Here is a 20,688-nt window from a genome sequence, read left to right on the forward strand (position 1 = left end):
TCCTTTATATAACTTCATCCTTTAATTTTTTTAATGCATCAATTGCTGCATTAGTTTCAGCTTCTTTTTTATTAGTTCCTAATCCCACACCATAAATTTGACCATCATGGATTGCTTGGGCTTGAAAACTAGGATGATTTTGCGCATCAAATGGCGCAATTTGAACTGTATTATATGTAATACTTTCTTTCGTCAAACTTTGAAAGTATTCTTGTAATTGTCCTTTAGGATCTTTGTTGTTATTATCATGTAAATCAATAATTCTATCTTTTAAATAGCGATAAACAAAATCTGCTGCTTTTTTTAGTCCTTGATCAATATATATTGCACCGACCATTGATTCAAATAAGTCTGCTTGAACTTTTGCACTTTGAATTACTGTATCACGCATTTTACCCGGTCCAGTTTTCATAAAATTAACTAAACCTATTTCTCTAGCTAGATAAGAAAGGTATTCAGTTCCAACAGCTTGTGATCTTAATCTAGTTAAGTGCCCTTGTGTTAAATTAGGATAAGCTTTATACATAAAACTTGAACTTAATAATTGTAAAACAGCATCGCCTAAGAATTCTAATCTTTCATAATTATCAAAATTTTTGCGATTATAACTAGAATGAGTGATAGCTAAGATATAAGGTTCTAAAGAATTAGGCACAATATCATGCTCGCTTAAAAACTCTTCTAAAGTATTTGTTTGCTTAATTGACATCTGGAGCCTCCGCTGTTACTGACTCTTTTAGTTTTTGTAACAAATTAGCTTCTAAAGCTTGCTTCATATTGTTTAAAGCATTATAGTAGGCTAAAGAATCACTACTTCCATGTGCTTTTAATGCTAATGCATTTACACCTAGTACCCAAGCACTGGCAATTGACCGATAGTCTAATTTATTTGCTACTGCTTTAAAGGCTGGTTTTAATAATAAAGCTCCGATTTTTCTTCAAAAACTTGGTTGAATTTCTTGTTTGAGCATATATTTAAAAGTTGAAATAGCACCTTCATAACTTTTGATCATAATATTACCTGCATATCCATCAGATAAGACTACATCACATTGCCCTTTAAATAAGGATTTAGGTTCCATAAAACCAACATATTCAAACTCTACTGCATCTTTTAAAAGATTATTTGCTTCTTGTACAGTAGTATTGCCTTTGTATTCTTCGGTTCCTATATTAACTAAAGCAACTTGTGGGCGAGAAACTAAAAACATCTCTTTACAATATGTAGCAGCTAAGTTAGCTCATTCTAAATAGTATTCGGTTTTGGTTTCTAAGTTAGCTCCTACATCAAGAATTACAAATTTACGATTATTACTTGCAGTTGCTATAGGCATAAAAGCTGGGCGAGAAACACCTGGTAATCGTTTAGCTTTAAGTGTAAGTGAAGAAATATATGTCCCACTATCACCACTTGATAAGATTGCATCTGCTTGATTATCTAGTACTAAATTTAAGGCTTGATTCATCGAAGTATCTTCTGACATAGATTTACGAATATTTCTAGGATCACTTGGTTTATTTGCATTTTGAATTAATTCCAAGTTAGCTGCATTATTTAGCTCTGAGACTTGTTGTACATCCCCAACTAATTTAACTAAAATTTCTGGATTTTCACTAGCAAATCTTTGTGCTCCTAAAAAACATTCAAGGACACCTTTATCATTTCCATTGGCATCAAAAGCAATTGTATATTTATATTTCATTATTCAATCCCTATTAAGAATTGATATGTTGGTTGGTTACCTTCAACAATATCAACTTCACAATCATATGTCGCATTAATGTAATTTGAAACTTCTTCAGCCTCACCTAAATTACTTTCATCACCATAATAAATTGAGACAAGTTCACTACTTGGCTTAATACTGTTTTTTAAAATAGCTTTAACAGCAGCCATCACAGAAGTATGTGCTGAAATAATTTTTCCATCAACGATTGCTAAATATGAACCATTTTTGATCTTAACACCATTTAATGTAGTATTTCTAATTGCTTTAGTTACTTCACCGGTTACAACTGTTGCAATTGATTCTTCAATCATTTCAATATTTTCTTCTGCGCTTAAATCATGATTGAAATTTAGCATAGCAGTAATACCTTGCATTTGAGATTTGGTTGGCACAACTAAAACATTTTTATTATCAATAACTTGAGCAACTTGTTGTGCAACTAAAATAATATTTGAATTATTAGTTAACACAAAAACAGTTTCAGCATTAACATTATTAATTGCATTAATTAAGTCTTGAGCTGATGGGTTTTGAGTTTGACCACTTTCAACAATAAAGTCACAGCCTAATTCTTTCATGCGTTTAACAATACCACTTCCAAGGTTGCATGAAACTACACCGCACAATTTACGTGTTTCATTATTTTGTGCTTCTTGTTTCATTTTTTCTGCATTAGCTTTTGAATAGTTGGCTTGTAAAGTCATATTTTCTGATTTGATTTTGATAAACTCACCATATTCTTGAGCTAAGTTAAGTAATTTACCTGGTTTAATAGCATGACCATGTACTTTAACTAAATTATCATCATTTACAACTACAAGTGAATTAGCAATTTTTTCAAGGCGCTTAGTAAAACTTTCTTTATCGAATTTTTCAGGATTATCTAAGTCAATTAAAACTTCTGTACAATATCCGAATTCACCTTCATAAACTTCTGTTTCACTAATAAAGTTGTTAATGTCATCATTTTGTTCAGATATAGCAACAAAGCGATCATTTAAAGCTTCGTTAATACCTCAAAGAATAGTATATAAACCTTCACCACCACTATCTGTAACCCCAACTTCTCTTAATGTTTTAAGTTTGTTTGGAGTTTCATCACAACTTTTACGTGCAAATGCTAAAGCCTGATTAAAGAATTCGATATATGAAACTTCTTTTCCTTCAAATTCAAGTTTTAGGTTTTCAGTTGTTTCACGAATAACAGTTAAGATTGTTCCTTCAACTGGTTTAAAGACTGATTTATATGCTCTAGCTGTAGCTCCTTCAAAGGCTTGAATTAAATCAGCAGTATTAAGTTCAACTTTATTGGCTGTACCTAATGCAAACCCTTTAAATATTTGAGAAAGAATAACTCCTGAATTACCTCTAGCTTCATAAATCATATCATGAGCCATGCTGCTTAAAATTTTAGACACAGGTTCATTAGCATTTGCTTCAAGATTCGAAACAGTAGCTGCAATAGTTGAAGCCATATTAGTCCCTGTATCACCATCAGGCACTGGAAAAACGTTTAAGGCATCAATTTTATTTTTTGCATTAATTAAAGCATTAGCTCCAGAAATTAATGCTCTTGATAAAACTTCACCATTTAAGATTTTTTTATCCTGCATTGTTTACTCCTTTAATAATTACAGTTAGATTTAATAATTTCAATTTCTTTTTCTTTAAAGCAAAGTCAATTTGTTTAAACAATTGTGTAACAATAAATTTAGCTGAGACATCATCAAGAATTGAGAAAGCTAATTGTAAGCTCAATCCCGCTGATGAAGTTGTGATATTAATTAGTTCAGGTAAGAGTGTGTCACATTCAGCTGTGTCCTCACAAGATTTATCTAAGTCAAGTGTCGGTTTGTGCAACTTAACAATCCCTGGAACAGCAGATAATGAATCAACACATATTTGTCTGATTTCTGAAATTTCCATATATTATCTCCATTTTTAATTAGTATGTATATTTTACCTTATTTTTAATATATACTATAGTATATATTTCAAGATGTTTTAGACAAAAAAAGTTGCAAAAAGCTGTTGTTTTTTAGCAAAATATTATAATTTAGTCATGGTAAGCATAGAAAAAGCAGTTGTTATGAATATTTCAGAATATGAAGATAATAAATTCCTAGTGACTTTCTTTAGTCCTAGGGGTACTTTTTCGCTCTACGCCCAAGGCTTAGACAAGCCCGGATCTAAAAATCGTAGTAATTTAATTATTGGGTCAATTGTTGAACTTGAATACTTTAAAGCTCGCTTTGATACAAAAGTTGGTAAGTTGAAAAAAGCTACATTAGTAAAATTATTTGATATCAGTAATTTAGAAAATTCATTGTTTTTTACTAAACTAGCAAAAGTTTTTTCATATATTAAAACGCAAAATCACATTTTTGCCGAATATGATCGTTATTTCTATGACATAGGGAAATATGATAATAAAAAAATCCTAACATACTTTATTGCTCAATTTTTAGTAAACCAAGGTTTTTGCAATTATTTTAATAAATGTCGCATTTGCGGTACTACTCGTAATTTCATTTCATTTAATGTTCAATATGGTGGGTTTATTTGCTATAAGCACGAAGGCGAAGAACCTTTAATGGATATAAAATTATTGCAATGTATATGATCCTCATTTCACAACTTAAATTCATATGTTTTTCAAGCCACAGATGCAATAAACAAATATATATTAAATAGCTATGTAAAATTCTTGCATGATCAAAACTACTGAATAATAGGCTATTAAAACCAATATCTCTTTCATATAAGGATATTGGTTTTTACATTTCTGATTTATATATTTAATCAAATTACCGAGAATGAAATATGAAAATTTTCCACATTTTATGGAATTTTTGAAAAAAATTAGTGAATAATTAAATAAAAAATAATTAATATTATTTAAAGAATATAATAAAAGTGTGGGGTGTTCTCCCCCACACACTTCGATTTTAGGATACCATTAAAATCGAAGAAAATATAATTAAATTTTTACTTATATTTCCAAATAATTAATATATTACAACTTTACAAGCTAATAAATGTAGTCTTCAAAATCACTTGGAATTTACTCTAATGAAAGTAAATAATTATATGTATTCTTTTTCTCACTCTCTCAAATATATATCCATTTTCAAAGAGCACCTAACTTATGTAATTTTTTTCACATAATAATAAGTTGTTAATATATGTAATTTTCCTATTTAATTATTTTATATTATGGTATTTATAGTGCAATTCTTAAATCTTTAGATTGTTGACCTTTTGCAATCAGGTCTTTTATAATTATTGAACTAACTATTATTTCTATTATAGATATATGAACTTAACTAAATTTATAGGTAAAAATTGCGCACTTTAGGGTGCGTTTTCTTTTTCAAATAAAAAAATATCCCTACATTGTAAGGATATTGGTTGTTATATTCTACCCGAAATTCTTATAAATGATTCTCAATCTTGATCATAGATACAGTCATATTTTTCACAATATTCATTAATAATTTCATCTCACGCTTCTCTAGAAAACTGGATATCCATGCCATTATTAGGACCAGTTGCTTGTGACATTATTATTAAATAATGTAAAAATGCATGTTCTTTCATATCTACAATAATTGCTAAAGAATTTTTATATTGTTCTAGAAAATCAGATTTAAATATTGCACCTGATATAAAAATTTCGTCAATATGGTGTCTTTGATAAAACCATTGTTCATCACGATATCTATAATTTTCAAAATATTTAGATATTTGTAGTTTTTTAAAAATTGAAACATCATAATCGGGATTTAATCCTTTATATTTTTCAATTAGTTTATCAACTACTTCAAAATATTTTTTTACATAATAGTAGTCAACTTCATCATATTGAAAAGTTGCATTTTCAAGAAAACCTTTTTGTTTAGTTTCTTCTAATGATTCCAATATTGTTATTCCTTTTACATTTTTTGCCATTACTATCCTTTCTTACTTACATTTATATTTTACTCAATCTACAAAATATTTTTAAAAGAAGGTAAAAATAAAAAGAAGACTAAGCTTCTTTTAATAACAATTTGTGTAAGGCAATAATTTCTTCTACAGTCAGCTGTTGAATTCTGATATTATCATCATACCCCATAGTTTGATATGCAGTTAAAATTTCATCTTTAGGAAACTTTGTGCTTAAAGCATATGAAAGTTTTTTACGTCTATTAGCAAAACATAACTTGATAAAATCTTTATGTTTATTTCAGTCTTGAGAACTAACATTAGGTTTAAAAACTAAAGAAATAATTGCTGAATCAATCTTTGGTGCAGGAATAAAACATCCCCTTGGAACAATAAATTCAATTTTACAGTCTGCTAAATATTGTGCTGATACTGATAATTTAGAATAATCACTGGTATTAATTTTGGCACATATTCTTTGAGCCACTTCTTTTTGCACCATTAATAAAACACCCTTAAACTTTTCTTTATGTTCAAAAACTTTAAATAAAATATCAGTGGTTATGTAATAAGGAATGTTGGCAATTAAATAAGATTCTTGAATATTAGTTAAATCACTTTGTAAAAAGTCCTGATGTATTAAATGAAATTTTGGATCATTAATTTCTGATTTTAATACATCAACCATATCTTGGTCTATCTCATATGAGATTACACTTTTAGCACTAGGTAGTAAAGCTTTTGTTAAAGCGCCACGTCCAGGACCTATTTCTAAAACATTTTCATTAGCAATTGGAAAAACTTGAACTATTTTATTAATAATATTTTGATCTTGTAAGAAGTTTTGACCAAATTCTTTTTTTGCGAATCTAGGTTGATTATTTTTCATCTTTTAATCCAAATAAATTTCTTAAATTACGATTGATCCGGTCGACAAATTTTTCCATTCCCACTTGTTTAATTCCGGCCATATAGTATGCAACAAAAAGCACTGTATTAGGTTCATTTAATTCTCCTGTGTAAGGGTGAACTCTTAAATATGGGGCATCAGTTTCAGTTAACATACGTTCTAATGGTAAATAAGAAATAACTTCTCTTGCTTGGTTATTTGTTCCATATGTAATTGATCCGCTAAATGAAAAATATAAATTTGGAAATTGTGCAAATTTTTTAGCTCATTGTAATGTTCCACTATAAGTATGTAACATGCATTTAGTCTCTGGATACTTGCTTAAAATATCATAAGCATCTTGATAAGCTAAGTCGCAATTTTCTTTATCCCTAATATGAATTACAGCAGGTAGCTTATACTTATTAGCTAAAATAATTTGGTTAGTCATCGAATCAATTTGATTTTGACGACTTGGCGCATCTTCATAGTAATAATCTAATCCAATTTCACCAATACCAACAACATCTGGTGTTAGTAATTCTTCCACTTGCTTATAATCATTTCCATCTACTCCTGATTCAGGATGGATTCCAATTATTGGCTTAATAATTTCATATTTTTTTGCTAATTCCAATACTTCTTTATTTTCTTCTGGATGCCCACCATTTACCATTAAGAAATCAATTCTATTATGATGTGCTTGTTCAACAATCATATCAATAATATCAGGGGATTTATAGTAATTGATACTGATATGATTATGGGCATCTACAAATTTGTTACGTTTCTTTCCCATACTATTTACCTAAACAGAAATTACAAAACATTACATCAAGTAAGTCTTCTCTGTTTACATTTCCTTTTATATTTTGCAATGAATCTCATGCTGCATATAAATCAACAATAATAACATCAAATGTATAATATAGTTCCAATGAAGCTTTAGCATTTTTTAGTGATTCTAGTGCTTGCTTAATGAGTGATAATTGTCTTGTATTAGAAAAAATTCTTTCATCAAAAATATCTATATTTGCAAAGTTAGATACTAAAGCTTGTTCTAAGGCTGAAATATTATTTTCTAAGGCTGAAATTTTAACTAAACCAGGTTCATTATAGTTATTATTTAAGTCAATTTTATTCAGTACCTTAATATAGAACTTTCCAAGTTCTTTTGCTCTAGCTTCAACTTGCTCATCAAATTCATCCATGCCTTGCACAGTGTCAATTACATGAACAACAAGATCTGATTTTTCAATTTGTTCAAGTGATTTTTTTATACCAATTTGTTCAATTTTTTCATCTGTTTTTCTTAAACCAGCTGTATCAACTAATTTAAATAACATGTCATTAATTTTATAAGTTGCCTCAACTAAATCACGAGTAGTACCAGCAATATCTGTAACAATAGCTTTATCTTCTGATAAAAGACTATTAAGAATACTACTTTTACCAACATTTGGTTTTCCTAAGAAAGCAACCTTCACACCTTCAAAGACATATCTAGAATCCTCTGAAATTTTCACTATATCAGATAATTTTTTAATTAAAAGATTTAACTTCGCAATCATCACTTCATTATCCATTTGTTCTACATCTTCATACTCTGGGTAATCAATATTGACTTCACATGTTCCGATTAAAAGGGCAATGTCGTTTAGAAATTCATCAATCATTGATGAAGTTTTTCCTTTGAACTTATTAACTGAAGCACTAGCTTGTGAACCAGTTTGAGCCATAATTAAATCATGAATAGCTTCTGCCTTGACCAGATCCATTTTTCCATTAAGAAAGGCTCTACGAGTAAATTCACCTCTTTCAGCTAATCTTGCGCCATTTTGTAATAAAAGCTCTAGAACTTTATTAGTTACTATAATACCACCATGACAATTAATTTCAATTAATGGTTCACCTACATAATTATTATAAGTAACTGTTCCATCCTCATTTTGCTTGCCTAAAAATCACATTACTAGCACTTCGTCTACTAATGTTTCTCCATCATATATATGACCATAAGTAATATTATGGTCACTTCCTAGTCTCCCTTTATAAATTTTAGAAATAATTTCTTTTACGTCAGGACCAGCTAATCTAACTATAGAGATAGGTTGATTAACATGTGAACCCGAACTAATTGCAGCTATATTATCATACATAGCTATATTTTATTAAATTAATCAATTTAGTTAAATATTTTCTTTCACACTAAAAGTTGCTTATAGTTTATTAAAAAACCATATCATAGGTTTATTATGATATGGTGAGAATTATTTATACTCATTTTCTAATTCTTCGTATTTATAGAAAAGAGGTAATTGATGATCTAATACATTAATTGTGACATGTAGTTTTTCGGTTTTACTGTATTTTATCTTATCCAGTGGTAAGATTACATCTAAACTAGTTTGATCAGCATTGCTTTTTGAAAATTTTGTTAACAATTCATTAAAAAACAATGAACTATATGAATCTTGAAGTAATAAATAATATTTAAAATCAATTTCATCAATATCTTTTGGTTTAGGATCAAAAGGTTTTAATGCAGTTATATTCATCCATATTGTATAAGCAGTTGCATATCTTATTAATTCTCCATATTTGTCTTTGAAACTTTCAAAGCTTAATGGTATAGCATTATCAAAATTTATTTTAACACTTGTTTTGTTATCATTCTCATTTATACTTTCAATTTTATAATTTTTAATTACATAATTCGGTATTCTTAATTTAATATTTAGAAAATAATTATCATCTTTTATAATTTTTTCTTTTTCTAAAGAAATCAGAGCATTGTCTTCATTTAAATTAAGTTCTTTAATAATAAGTTTTCAGCTTAAAATAGTACTTCCCGGTGTTGTAATAGACATTAAATGTTTTATTTGATCATCGTGGTTGCGATCATAGATTCCTGGATCAATGGTATCAATTCTTCCTTCAAGCTTTTTGGATTCTTCTTTGTCTTTTTCATTTATTTTTTCAAACTCATCATCCGTTAAATCAAAAGGAGATAACATTGTACTCATATACTGATTTTTGTTTTTAAGAATGTCTCATATATTATTATTTTTTAGCGTTAAGAAATTAGAATTATTTTCAACAGCAATCGGATCAATTATATAAGCACTTGGAATCACTAGTTTTTGAAGAATGTCTTTTAGATTGCTTATTCAATATAAACTATTAGTATTTTGGCCTTGTTCATTTCATTCAATAATATTTAAAATATATTTTATGTAATTATTCAATATATAAGCATTGGCTAAATTATTATTTTTATCAAAAACAATATCTTCTCTTATATTAAAAATAAAAATTTGTGCATCATTTTTATTTTTAAAATTGGAAATTAATGAGTCTTTAAGACTCCCATTACTCATTAAAGCATGATATAAATTTCCAACTAGCATGTTATATCATTCTTTATTATTATATTTTTCATTATATTTCAGTATTTTTTCAACATTTGTTCAATCAATAAAAGCAGATGCGTTTATTGATATTTTTTTATTAAATGCTGAATTATTTTTTTGAAATAATAAATTAATGTTATTGATGGTGTTAACATTAGATTTTTTAAGCTGATTGTAATTAGCAGCTAATTGAGCATTTTTATATAAGGTTTGACCATTTAATTCTAACTTTTCATCTTTGTGATTACATGAAGATGAAACCATTGGGAAAGTTGCAGCAGTAGCAAGTGCTGTTAAATATAAAATATTTTTTATCTTTTTCATGATATACCTCACTATATATTTAATATCCTATCTATAATTATAGATCTTTTGAAGTTTATATCACTACCATGTGGAAATTTTCCACATCCTTCTAGACTTATAATATAGACCTAAAAAGTATTATTTTTATAATCATTTAAAATTTTTTATTTTTGCACAGTGATATAATTTAAATACCAAGTAAATCTGTTCTAAAAGTTGTTATTTTAAATAATATTAAAACAGTTTTTATACTTAATTTTTCATCATTAAAAAGGAGGTTATATGGGAAATAAAAAAGAATACACAAGACAAAAAATCAAGAGTTCTTTATTAGCTTTCGCTTTCTTATATCGCATTAAAAAACCATGACAAAAAATATTAGTAATGACTATTATTGGTACTGTGATGGGACTATTTGGAGTGTTATTACTTCAAAATACAGGATTATATGCGCTTGGGTTAGAAGCTTTTGGACAAGGAATTGGTAGCTTTTTCTTATACTACATTCAATCAAAAAATCCTGATTCTAATCTGGGATACATTGTATTTAACCTTTGTTTCTGATTAATTTACTTTATCTTAAATATTCCTTTATTAGTATTGTCATGAAAGAAAATCTCACATAGTTTTACAATCTATACTGGTTATTATTTACTAATCTTTACACTAGCTGGTGTTATTTTTGGATTTATACCAGGGATCAATGATGTTTATTTATTTACAAATTTAAAAGCAAATTCACCTTCTGTTTTTGTCCAAAATGAAGTTCAAGTTGTTTTATGAAATTATGATAAAGATGCAATTAAACATATGGCTATCTTCCTATATTCATTATGTTGAGGAATGTTGCAAGGAATTGCAGCAGTTGCTTGCATAATAATAGGTTCATCAACTGGAGGATTTGATATTTATGGAATGTATATTGCAAAAACAAAATTAAAAGATATTGGTACAGTCTTTCTATTTTTAAACTTTATATCACTTACATTAGCTAATATTATGGGTTCATACATTCCTGCTTCTATGTCATTGAAACAAGAACCACTCCAAGGAAATAATCCATGATCACTTGATATCTTTTTTAACTTAAATTATGTATCAGGCTTCTTCATGTTATTGATTAATGCCTTTATTGTTAATTTTACTTATCCAAAAAATAAATTAGTTCAAACACAAATCTTTTGTGATCACCCTTTTGAATTAATTGAACAAATTAATAAACTTTCAAATCGTACTTATACTTTTTCAATTGTTGAAGTAATTGGTGGATATTCTCGTGCAAAGAAATATATGATCACTACAAATACTCAATATCTAGATGCAGCAGATCTCTTTCTAGTAACCAAAAAGATTAATAAAGATTTATTTATCTCAATACTTGACTTAAAAAAAGGTGATGGATATATGTTTATCGAAAAGTAATATTGTTTCTTAGGGAACAATATTTTCTTTTATCACCCTTTTATGAGTCTAAAAATGAAAAATTTTATATAAAAAGTACTTATTTTATAACAAATATGCTATATAATATTAAGCATATGGGGCAGTACTCAAGAGGCTGAAGAGGTGGTCCTGCTAAGACTATAGGGGAGGCAACTCCCGCGGAGGTTCAAATCCTCTCTGTCCCGCCATTTAAGACTAGGTAACTAGTTTTTTTTATAATTTTTTATACAAAAAGACTAAAAATATATAAATGTGGAAAAAAATTAACTTTTCCACATTTCAGAATAATTATTTTTATAAAAATGTTTTTTTGTTCTATAATATAGGTATAAACAACAAAAAATACCTTAGAGAGGAATAAAAACATGACAAAAAAAGAATTCATCAACGAAGTTTCAGAACGTTCAGAATTTACACCTAAAGACGTAGAAAAAGTATTTGATGCTATGGTTTTTGTTCTTAAAGAACAATTAATTATGGAAGAAAAAGTAAGATTATCTCACCTAGGAATCTTCTCAACATCAATTAAACCAGCAAGAACAATGTCAAACAAATTCAAGAAAGAAGCTGGAGATCCAGAATATATTGAAGTACCACAAAGACGTGTTGTTAAATATACACCATCTAAATACTTACGTGATTTAGTAGATTTTAAAGCTTAATATAAGATATTTAAATGTCCAGGAAACTCAAGATCCAATCTTCTTGAGTTTTTCTTTAGCTCAATATAGGGTATTGATTTTTGTGCTTCATAACAATGTAAAATATATGTGATTTGAACTAAATAAAATTCATTATAAAGTGAAAAGTAAACAATAACAAAAGCAATACCATTGTGCTGATCAATTAAATTTAAATAGTTCAATTGATGTTGTTGAAAATTATTTAAATCTAATCTATTCTCATTAGTACTTTTTGCTTCAAAGCAAATAAAGCGTCCATTATACATTCCAATATAATCCACTGTAGATTTCTTTAAATTAAAACTACCTTGATAATTATTTCTTTCTCTATGTGCTAGTGTTTTTACCTCAATAGGTGTTGCTTTCTTTTCAATAAAAGCAATTTCTTCTTTTCAGTAATAAGCTAAAGTTTGATTAATAATTGTTTCTAAAAACATTCCTCTATTTTTGTTATTCATACATAATATAAATTACAAATTTGTTAAAGTGAACTAAAAAAGTCTTTTTGCTCAATTTGTTCACTTTTAGATATTAAAAGAGCCAATATTGTAATCTTTTTTAAAGCAAAATATACGTATTAATATTTAGGTTTTAAATTTAAATTTAATAAAATATAGTAAGAAGGTGGAAATGGATAAAATTTTAATAATTGGTAATTGAAAAATGAATTTAACATATACAGAAGCAGAAATGTATATTGCTAAAATTAAGGATCTTTATCAAAAAAATAGTTCACAATTTCATAATAAAGTTAGTTTTGGAATAGCTGCACCACACACTTGTCTTGCAGCCTTTAGAAATTTAGGTTTAGATGGTTTTGTCTTAGTAGCACAAGATGTATCTGCATATAATCAAGGATCTTATACAGGAGATGTTAGTGCTCATATGTTAAAAGACTTAAATGTTGCTTATTCAATAATTGGCCACAATGAACGCAGAGCACAACACCAAGAAGACAATGTGTTAATAAATGCTAAAGCTAAACAATTAATTGAAAGCGATATCGTTCCTATTATATGTGTTGGGGAAAACTTGCAAGAATTTGAAAGTGGAAAAACCAAAGAAGTAATTAAACAACAAGTTTTAGAATCAACTAAAGGTCTGCCACATGATAAATTTGTAATTGCCTATGAGCCTGTTTGAGCAACAGGTACTGGGAAATGTGCCACATCATGTCAAGCACAAGATATTTCTGAATACATACGTTCTTTAGTAGATAAAAACTGTCGTATTTTATATGGTGGAAGCGTAACTGAAGCTAATGTAACTAAATTAATAAATAAAGATGATATTGATGGGTTTTTAATTGGTAAAGCTTCATTAGACGTTGAACAATTCTTTGACATAATATTGGAAGTAGCAAACAATGACAAATAATAAAATTAAAGTATTTATTGATTTTGAAGCCATTACTTTCAATTTTTTAAAACGTCTACCAGGAAATATTAAAGCTGATATGTTGCCTTATTGCTATACTATTGGTATGTATCGCGATAATGATGTTGAAAAAGGTTTTATGACAAAAACATCATTAATGTCATTTAAAGATTTTGACTATCGCACTTATATAAAGAAATTAAAAAGCAATTTGATAAATGATATTTCTATTTTAGCTAAAGAAAAAATTACATTCCAAAATATAGATGAAAAAATAGAATTTTATGGTTGAAATCCTCAGATGGAAAATGACATTTTAAACAGATTATTCCAAGTAAATTGTTTTAATGCTTCTAAATACAAAGGAAAAAGAATGCTTTCTTTAAAAATAGTTGTGCCTCATTTAGATCGGGACGATTATTTTAAAGCTACTCGTAAACTATTTGCACTGAAACAACCTGATGTCGATCGAGATATTTTTAACGATCCCGGATTTGCTGCTGCTTATTTAGGTTATATTCGTTTTCTGCTATTTAATAAGACTAAAAAATCTGCAAATAAGATCAATTTAAGTTTAAAAGATTTACATTTAATTGATACAGATATTGTTAATTATAATAAAGATGATGTTTTAAAACTAGATTACTGTTATCGTAATCAAGATATTATTTTAGAGCGTTCAAATCAATTAGATACAATTGATTCTAATATTAGCAAAAACGCTAGTTATCTTTCAAATCAAAAGAAAATGCTTGCTAATTTCAAAAAATATGCAGAAAAATACAGTATTAATAAAAATCAAGATGATATTCAAGCACTACGTAAATACGCTGCCGAAAAAGTTGCTGAATGTAACTTACTTTTAAAATTCATTAAAGGCTTACCTGAAAATATTATTTCTTTAGAAGAAGCAATTATGTGAGCTGAATTAAAAATAGAAGCTACTAGTGATAAAATTGAACATTACAAAAAAGAAAGAAAAGAACTTTAAAATACTAGTTTAGCTAGTATTTTTTTTATAAAAAAATGTGCCAAGGCACATTGTAATTATTATAGGTATGTTTCACTAGGTTTTAGTAATTCAAGAGCGAATTCTACAACAATCTTTTTACCAAATGATTCAAGTTCTACAACAGCAATATCTTTATCAACATCGATTAGAGCAATTGGGCCAATTTCACCTTTATATGGACCATTAATAACTTCAACAAGATCACCTAATTTAAGACCAAGTAAGTTTTTACCTTCATTAAATAATTTAAGGTATTCAGATTCAGCTTTTAACATTTTTCTAATTTCGCTTGCAGATACTGGAGTTGGTTTAGCCCCTTTACCTGAAGAACCAATAATACCTGTAACATATTGAGTATTACGGATAACATATCAAGCTTCATCAGTCATATCCATATTAGCAAAAATGTATCCTGGGTACATGTTAACATATTTAACTTTATAAGGTTCACCAATACGTTTCTTTTCCATTTCTTTAGGTGTTAATGTTGGTTTAGAGTACATTTTAAAAGCACCAAATTCTGTTGCTTCTTGGTTAAATGAATCAGCAACGTTTTCAGCAACGATTCTGTTTTTTAAGGCTTCTAGAACTTGCTCTTCTTTTCCACGAATAGTAGAAATCATGTATCATTTAAAATTTGTATTCATTTTGTCTCCTTAGTTTGCTGCACCAATTGCAGATCATAATGATGTAAATCCGATTGTTACACCATACACAAATAAAGCAAATATTACTGTAAAGATAATTATTTTAGCTAGGTTTTTTCAATTTTCTTTCGGTGAAGCTCATCTAACACGTTTGATGTCTTTAATAACTTTACGAAGGAAATATCTTCTTTTACGATTCTTCCATCTTTCTTTAAATGATGGAGCTTTTGTTTCAACCACTACACTAGTATCTGATTGCTCAGTTAAATTGTTTTCAGTTTGATTTTCTAAACTCATTAAACTTCCTCTTTATGTAGTGAGTGAACTTTACAGCGTGGACAGAATTTTTTAATTGCAATTCTCTCTGGATTACCTGCGCTTTTAACTGTGACATAATTCTTTTTACGACACAATTCGCAAGCTAGTGATACTTTATTATTTTTCATATGTTTATTTTATCATAAGTTGCAAGAATTGCTTCTTTTTAATATAAAACTTTAAAAGTTTTATTTTATTTTACAAATTTGATTAATTTTGGATAAAAACAAAAAAAGTTTATTTTTAAAAGTGCTAATTTTTAGGCAAAAAACTTAGAAAAAATAACTTGAAATATAATTTTTTTGTACTAAAATTAATATGTAATGGTTAGCATAACATATAAAAAAACTGAATTAAAATATGGTTTCAGTGACTTTATTAGTCTATTACACATATTAACAATCTTAGGGCACAAAAAAACAGCAATGAGTAGCTCTGAGATTGCTGAAAACGCAAATATTAATCCTGTTAAAGTTCGTTTAATATTACAAGCAATGAACAATAATGATTGGATTAAAAAAAGTCGAGGTCGTAAAGGAGGGTATACCTTGAATGTGGACTTAAAAGATATCAAATGCAGCGACTTGCTTGATGTCTTAAATCTTAAGTTAATAAACAAAACTTGAGCAAGTGGTCTCAAGGATTCTGAATGTGTGATCTCAAGAAATATTGAAGCAGTAGAACAGGATTTAATAAACTCATTAAATAATGTTGTATACGAAAATTTAAAAAATAAAACACTAGAAGATATCAAAAAAGAGATCTTATCAAAAGGGGGCGTATTATGTTAGAGTTAGAATACGATGTCGTAATTATAGGATGAGGAAAGGCTGGTAAAACACTAGCTGCTAAATTATCAAAAAATAAAAAGAGAGTTGCTCTTATAGAAAAAGATGTGGAAATGGCTGGAGGAGCATGTATTAATGTTGCATGTTTACCAACTAAGGCTTTAGTACACAGTGCAAAAGTAAGAGAACAAGCTGCAAGACATAATTTAAATATGACTTGAAAAGAAAAGGAAGCTTACTTCAGAACAGCACAACGTTATAAAAAGGCTTTTGTCAAAAAAATGCACAATGATAGCTATGATAGTCTTATTAGCAATGAATACATAGATATATATTTTGGAACAGCAAGTTTTCTTGACACAAATACTGTTGTAGTAGAATCACAAAATAAAATTGTTAAGGTTCGTGGTAAGAAATTTGTTATTAACACAGGTTCAAAAACTAGAAAACTTGATATTGAAGTTAAATCAAAAAACTTATATTATTCAGATTCTATTTTAGAATTAACTACATTACCAAAAAGATTATTAGTAATTGGAACAGGATTTATTGGTCTTGAATATGCAAGTACATTTAATAATTTTGGAAGTAAAGTTACTGTCTTTAATAAAGGTTCAATGTTCTTACCTACTGAAGATTCAAATGATGCTGAAAATGTTAAAGAAGCAATGCAAATTCAAGGAATTACATTCCGTGATAACGTTGATATCGAATCAATTAAAGACTACAGCAGAGGTACAAAAGTACACGCAACAGTTAATGGCGAACCTATTGAAGAAATGTTTGATGCTGTTTTAGTAGCTATCGGACGTGATGCAAATATATCAGATTTAAAATTAGAAAACGCTGGAATCGAAACAGAAAATAGAGTAATTAAAGTTGACAAAGACCTTAGAACAAATGTTCCAAATATTTGAGCAGTTGGTGACTGTAAAGGAGGGCCATTCTTTACATACATTTCTCTTGATGACTCAAGAATCGTTTTACCTCAACTTCTAGATGAAGTAAATGTACGTACTACAGAAAATAGATCACCTATTCCATGATGTTTATATATTGATCCTGCATACGCACGTGTTGGACTAAACTGTAAAGAAGCTGATGCACAAGGAATTAAGTATGAAGTTAAACAAATTAGCACTTCATCAATTCCACAAGCTAAAACAATTCATGAAACAGCTGGATGAAATAAAATTTTAGTTGATACAGATGGTTATGTAATTGGGGCGACATTATTCAATTACGCCGCAGCTGAAATGATCAACTTTATTTCATTAGCTATTGCATATAAAATTAAATTTAATGATTTAGTAAACTTCATATATACTCACCCATCATTTATCGAAAGCTTAAACTTATTAGGTTAGAAAAAACACCCTAAACTTAGGGTGTTTTCTTATACTTTTTTTATGCATTTGCTACTTGTGCATTAGCTTTTTTGTTTTGAAATGTTTGATAAAGTTTATATCCTTCAACACAAAGTGTTAAGGTAAATGCAAGTAAAATTGGAATTAATCAATATACCACTGAATATTGACCATTAAATGAAACAAAATCAATGTTACCAAATAATTGGTTAATACCTGGAATGAAAGCTGAACCTAACATACAAATTAAACTAAAGCTACTTGCTAAGTAAACTAATTTATATTTAGCAAATGAACATTTAAAGATACTATTTTTTGACATTAAGTTAAGTGAGTTAATGCTTGAACCAACTCCTAATGTAATAAATGAAGCACTTGAAGTTAATTTAACAAATTCTTCACCTTTAATACCTTGACTTGATGCATATAAACCGACTATTAAATAAGATAGTAAAGCAGCTAATGATAAGATCACACTATGAATAATTAAGCGTTTTCCAAGTCCATCAGCAAAAATACTTTGGTTCTTATTAATTGGTTTGTGATTCATAACATCAACATCACTTGGCACCATACCTAAAGCAATAGCAGGTAATCCATGAGTTAATAAGTTAATTCATAATAATTGTGCAGCTGTTAATACAATGAATTCTGTCTCTCCAATTGCTTCTTTAAAAATAAATCTGAAAGCAAATAATCCAACTAGCATAACAATAATTTCAGTTAATGAAGATACTAGTAAGTTTAAAATAACAGTTTTAATACGAATAAAGGTTTCTCTACCTGATTTAACTGCACGTACTATTGTATTAAAGTTGTCATCAGTTAATATAACATCTGCTGCTTGTTTAGAAACATCTGTTCCAGTAATTCCCATTGCACAACCAACATCACTAGCTTTTAAAGCTGGTGCATCATTAACACCATCTCCTGTCATGGCTACAACTTGGTTATGTGCTTGTCAAGCTTTAACAATTCTAAGTTTATCTGATGGATTAACTCTTGCATAAACTGAAATATGTTGAACTTGTTGAGTTAGTTCTTCATCACTCATCTTAGATAAAGTAGTACCATCAATAGCTTTATCACCTTCGCTATAAATACTTAAACTACGAGCTATAGCTACAGCTGTAGTTAAATGGTCTCCAGTAATCATAACTGTTTTAATACCAGCACGTTTTGCTTCTTCAATACTTGCTTTAACATTAGCTCTAGGTGGATCAATTAAACCAATTAATCCAGAGAAAACAAAATCATTTTCATCTTCTAAAGTTAAAGTGTTAGCAGTTTCTGGCATCATTTTATAAGCCACAGCAATTACTCTAATTGCTTCATTAGATCATTCTTCATTCATTTCGCGAACTTGTGAATCTAATTTATGGCACTTACTAAAGATTACATCAGGTGCACCTTTAGTAATTAAAATCTTTTGACCATTTGGTGCTTTTATTAGCACTGACATCATTTTACGATCACTGTCAAAAGGTAAGGCAGCAATCTTTTCAAATTTTGAATAAAATTCTTCTTTTGAATTGCCTTTTTCTAATCCAAATCTTAAAATAGCTGTTTCTGTCGGATCTCCAACTTCTACATAGTTACCATCTTGATTCAATGTAACTTCAGCATCAGTACATGCAACAAAGCTACCTAATGTTTGTGACTTAGCTAAATCTTTAACACCTTGAGCATCATAGAATTTAACCACAGTCATTTTATTTTCTGTTAATGTACCAGTTTTATCTGAACAGATAATACTTGTTGAGCCAAGTGTTTCTACAGCAGGGAAAGCTTTAATAATAGCATTTTCTTTTGTCATACGAGAAACACCGATTGCAAGTAGCACTGTAGTAAAGGTAATTAATCCTTCTGGAATAGCTGCTACCGCAAGGGAAATACCTATAATAAAGGCATTTGAATATAATTGTGGATTTGCTCAATCATTACTAAATGCTCCAGTTAAAATAATTTGGATTATTGTTGAAGCAAATAATAAGATAATTCCTGAAATTCCAAAGATTTTAGACAATTTATCTAACTTAATTTGCAATGGTGTTTTTGGAACTTCTTGTTCTTGGATACTTGAGTTAATTTTACCAACCTCAGTATCTTTTCCTATTTTTTGAACTAAAGCAATTGCTCTACCAGTAACACAATATGTACCTGAGAAAACAGTATTATATCTATCTCCTAGAGGTAATTGTTCAATATTAGCAATTTCTCCAACTCTTTTATCGACAGCTAAAGCCTCACCAGTAATAGCAGATTCCACTACACTAAAGCTGAATGCTTCTACGATTTTAGCATCTGCTGAAATCATATCTCCAGCTTCAATGACAATTAAATCACCAACTGTCACTTGTGAAGAAGGAATTGAAATCATTTTTCCATCACGAATGACTTTAGCATACAATTCGTTGCTTTTAGCTAAAGCCCTAACTGCTTGATCACTTTTAATCTCTTGATAAGTGCCTAGCATTGAGTTTAAAGCAATAACTATTAAAATAATAAATGGTTCAATATATGCAATTGCAATTTGTCCATTTGTTGTTAATTTACCAGACACATGTTCATAAATTGTAACTGCAAACGAAAATGCAGCAGCAATTAATAACAAGATAATCATAAAGTCTTTAAATTGTGCTAAAAAGATTAAAAAGATACTTTTACGTTCTTTAGCTTTAATTGTATTTTCTCCTAAAGAAGCAATACGTCTTTGTGCTTCTTCTTGAGATAAACCAGACTTCAGGTCTGTATTTAATAAATTCTCCATTTATTTATATCCTTTCTA

At 28.5% G+C, this 20,688-nt stretch carries 21 protein-coding genes and 1 tRNA gene; 8 read left to right on the forward strand and 14 right to left on the reverse strand.

Going from position 1 to position 20,688, the window contains the following annotated elements; all coding sequences use genetic code 4:
- Positions 1 to 4: 4 nt before the first annotated feature.
- From rnc to ACM0L0_RS02370, 4 genes are read right to left on the reverse strand one after another with little or no spacing between them, the layout of a single operon-like run.
- Positions 5 to 709, reverse strand: coding sequence for a ribonuclease III (rnc, locus tag ACM0L0_RS02355; RefSeq protein ID WP_416738379.1), 705 nt, complete (start codon positions 707 to 709; stop codon positions 5 to 7).
- Positions 699 to 1,703 (reverse strand): phosphate acyltransferase PlsX, encoded by a 1,005-nt coding sequence (gene plsX / locus ACM0L0_RS02360; RefSeq protein ID WP_416738380.1) that lies wholly within the window; start codon positions 1,701 to 1,703, stop codon positions 699 to 701. Before plsX ends, rnc begins: the two co-directional genes overlap by 11 nt.
- A complete protein-coding gene (locus ACM0L0_RS02365; RefSeq protein WP_416738381.1) occupies positions 1,703 to 3,343 on the reverse strand; it encodes a DAK2 domain-containing protein in 1,641 nt (546 codons plus the stop codon). Before ACM0L0_RS02365 ends, plsX begins: the two co-directional genes overlap by 1 nt.
- Positions 3,333 to 3,656, reverse strand: coding sequence for a hypothetical protein (locus tag ACM0L0_RS02370; protein WP_416738382.1), 324 nt, complete (start codon positions 3,654 to 3,656; stop codon positions 3,333 to 3,335). Before ACM0L0_RS02370 ends, ACM0L0_RS02365 begins: the two co-directional genes overlap by 11 nt.
- 136 nt (positions 3,657 to 3,792) lie before the next feature.
- Here ACM0L0_RS02370 and recO point away from each other — a divergent pair, with 136 nt between their 5' ends.
- Positions 3,793 to 4,473, forward strand: a complete 681-nt coding sequence (gene recO / locus ACM0L0_RS02375; RefSeq protein WP_416738383.1) for a DNA repair protein RecO — start codon at positions 3,793 to 3,795, stop codon at positions 4,471 to 4,473.
- 671 nt (positions 4,474 to 5,144) lie between these two features.
- Here recO and ACM0L0_RS02380 read toward each other — a convergent pair.
- The 5 genes from ACM0L0_RS02380 to ACM0L0_RS02400 form a co-directional block, all read right to left on the reverse strand.
- Positions 5,145 to 5,681 (reverse strand): hypothetical protein, encoded by a 537-nt coding sequence (locus tag ACM0L0_RS02380; protein ID WP_416738384.1) that lies wholly within the window; start codon positions 5,679 to 5,681, stop codon positions 5,145 to 5,147.
- 79 nt (positions 5,682 to 5,760) lie between these two features.
- A complete protein-coding gene (gene rsmA / locus ACM0L0_RS02385; protein ID WP_416738385.1) occupies positions 5,761 to 6,546 on the reverse strand; it encodes a 16S rRNA (adenine(1518)-N(6)/adenine(1519)-N(6))-dimethyltransferase RsmA in 786 nt (261 codons plus the stop codon).
- Positions 6,536 to 7,345 carry a TatD family hydrolase gene (locus ACM0L0_RS02390; RefSeq protein WP_416738386.1) on the reverse strand — a complete coding sequence of 270 codons (810 nt, stop codon included), beginning with the start codon at positions 7,343 to 7,345 and terminating at the stop codon, positions 6,536 to 6,538. The genes rsmA and ACM0L0_RS02390 overlap by 11 nt, the downstream gene beginning before the upstream one ends.
- A gap of 1 nt (position 7,346) precedes the next feature.
- On the reverse strand, positions 7,347 to 8,705 hold the full coding sequence (mnmE, locus tag ACM0L0_RS02395; RefSeq protein WP_416738387.1) for a tRNA uridine-5-carboxymethylaminomethyl(34) synthesis GTPase MnmE: 1,359 nt from the start codon (positions 8,703 to 8,705) through the stop codon (positions 7,347 to 7,349).
- Between the two features lie 111 nt (positions 8,706 to 8,816).
- Positions 8,817 to 10,283, reverse strand: a complete 1,467-nt coding sequence (locus ACM0L0_RS02400; RefSeq protein WP_416738388.1) for a hypothetical protein — start codon at positions 10,281 to 10,283, stop codon at positions 8,817 to 8,819.
- 264 nt (positions 10,284 to 10,547) lie between these two features.
- Here ACM0L0_RS02400 and ACM0L0_RS02405 point away from each other — a divergent pair, with 264 nt between their 5' ends.
- The 3 genes from ACM0L0_RS02405 (at position 10,548) to ACM0L0_RS02415 (ending at position 12,370) form a co-directional block, all read left to right on the forward strand.
- Positions 10,548 to 11,687 (forward strand): YitT family protein, encoded by a 1,140-nt coding sequence (locus tag ACM0L0_RS02405; protein WP_416738389.1) that lies wholly within the window; start codon positions 10,548 to 10,550, stop codon positions 11,685 to 11,687.
- A 118-nt stretch (positions 11,688 to 11,805) separates the two neighbouring features.
- Positions 11,806 to 11,896: transfer RNA gene (locus ACM0L0_RS02410), tRNA-Ser, on the forward strand.
- A gap of 177 nt (positions 11,897 to 12,073) precedes the next feature.
- A complete protein-coding gene (locus tag ACM0L0_RS02415; RefSeq protein ID WP_416738390.1) occupies positions 12,074 to 12,370 on the forward strand; it encodes an HU family DNA-binding protein in 297 nt (98 codons plus the stop codon).
- Here ACM0L0_RS02415 and recU read toward each other — a convergent pair.
- Complete coding sequence (gene recU / locus ACM0L0_RS02420) at positions 12,367 to 12,849, reverse strand: Holliday junction resolvase RecU (protein WP_416738391.1); 483 nt, start codon at positions 12,847 to 12,849, stop codon at positions 12,367 to 12,369. The genes ACM0L0_RS02415 and recU overlap by 4 nt on opposite strands.
- A 172-nt stretch (positions 12,850 to 13,021) precedes the next feature.
- Here recU and tpiA point away from each other — a divergent pair, with 172 nt between their 5' ends.
- Positions 13,022 to 13,768 carry a triose-phosphate isomerase gene (tpiA, locus tag ACM0L0_RS02425; RefSeq protein ID WP_416738393.1) on the forward strand — a complete coding sequence of 249 codons (747 nt, stop codon included), beginning with the start codon at positions 13,022 to 13,024 and terminating at the stop codon, positions 13,766 to 13,768.
- Positions 13,758 to 14,759, forward strand: coding sequence for a hypothetical protein (locus tag ACM0L0_RS02430; RefSeq protein WP_416738394.1), 1,002 nt, complete (start codon positions 13,758 to 13,760; stop codon positions 14,757 to 14,759). The genes tpiA and ACM0L0_RS02430 overlap by 11 nt, the downstream gene beginning before the upstream one ends.
- Positions 14,760 to 14,818: 59 nt before the next feature.
- Here ACM0L0_RS02430 and nusG read toward each other — a convergent pair whose 3' ends face one another.
- From nusG to rpmG, 3 genes are read right to left on the reverse strand one after another with little or no spacing between them, the layout of a single operon-like run.
- Positions 14,819 to 15,427 (reverse strand): transcription termination/antitermination protein NusG, encoded by a 609-nt coding sequence (nusG, locus tag ACM0L0_RS02435; protein ID WP_416738395.1) that lies wholly within the window; start codon positions 15,425 to 15,427, stop codon positions 14,819 to 14,821.
- Between the two features lie 9 nt (positions 15,428 to 15,436).
- Positions 15,437 to 15,724 carry a preprotein translocase subunit SecE gene (gene secE, locus ACM0L0_RS02440; protein ID WP_416738396.1) on the reverse strand — a complete coding sequence of 96 codons (288 nt, stop codon included), beginning with the start codon at positions 15,722 to 15,724 and terminating at the stop codon, positions 15,437 to 15,439.
- Complete coding sequence (rpmG, locus tag ACM0L0_RS02445; RefSeq protein WP_416738397.1) at positions 15,724 to 15,873, reverse strand: 50S ribosomal protein L33; 150 nt, start codon at positions 15,871 to 15,873, stop codon at positions 15,724 to 15,726. Before rpmG ends, secE begins: the two co-directional genes overlap by 1 nt.
- A 195-nt stretch (positions 15,874 to 16,068) precedes the next feature.
- On the opposite strand from rpmG, the gene ACM0L0_RS02450 reads away from it, so the two are divergent.
- Together ACM0L0_RS02450 and ACM0L0_RS02455 are read left to right on the forward strand one after the other, a co-directional pair.
- Entirely contained in the window at positions 16,069 to 16,536 is a 468-nt protein-coding gene (locus ACM0L0_RS02450; protein ID WP_416738398.1) for an Rrf2 family transcriptional regulator, read from the forward strand.
- The gene (locus ACM0L0_RS02455) at positions 16,530 to 17,900 is read left to right on the forward strand and encodes a dihydrolipoyl dehydrogenase family protein (protein WP_416738399.1); all 1,371 of its coding nucleotides are present in this window, start codon (positions 16,530 to 16,532) and stop codon (positions 17,898 to 17,900) included. The genes ACM0L0_RS02450 and ACM0L0_RS02455 overlap by 7 nt, the downstream gene beginning before the upstream one ends.
- Before the next feature lie 40 nt (positions 17,901 to 17,940).
- On the opposite strand, the gene ACM0L0_RS02460 is transcribed toward ACM0L0_RS02455, so the two are convergent.
- On the reverse strand, positions 17,941 to 20,670 hold the full coding sequence (locus tag ACM0L0_RS02460; protein WP_416738400.1) for a cation-translocating P-type ATPase: 2,730 nt from the start codon (positions 20,668 to 20,670) through the stop codon (positions 17,941 to 17,943).
- Positions 20,671 to 20,688 lie beyond the last annotated feature (18 nt).

Origin of the sequence: Mycoplasma razini, assembly GCF_048076865.1 — a bacterium.
Classification (GTDB): Bacteria; Bacillota_I; Bacilli_A; order Mycoplasmatales; family Metamycoplasmataceae; genus Mycoplasmopsis.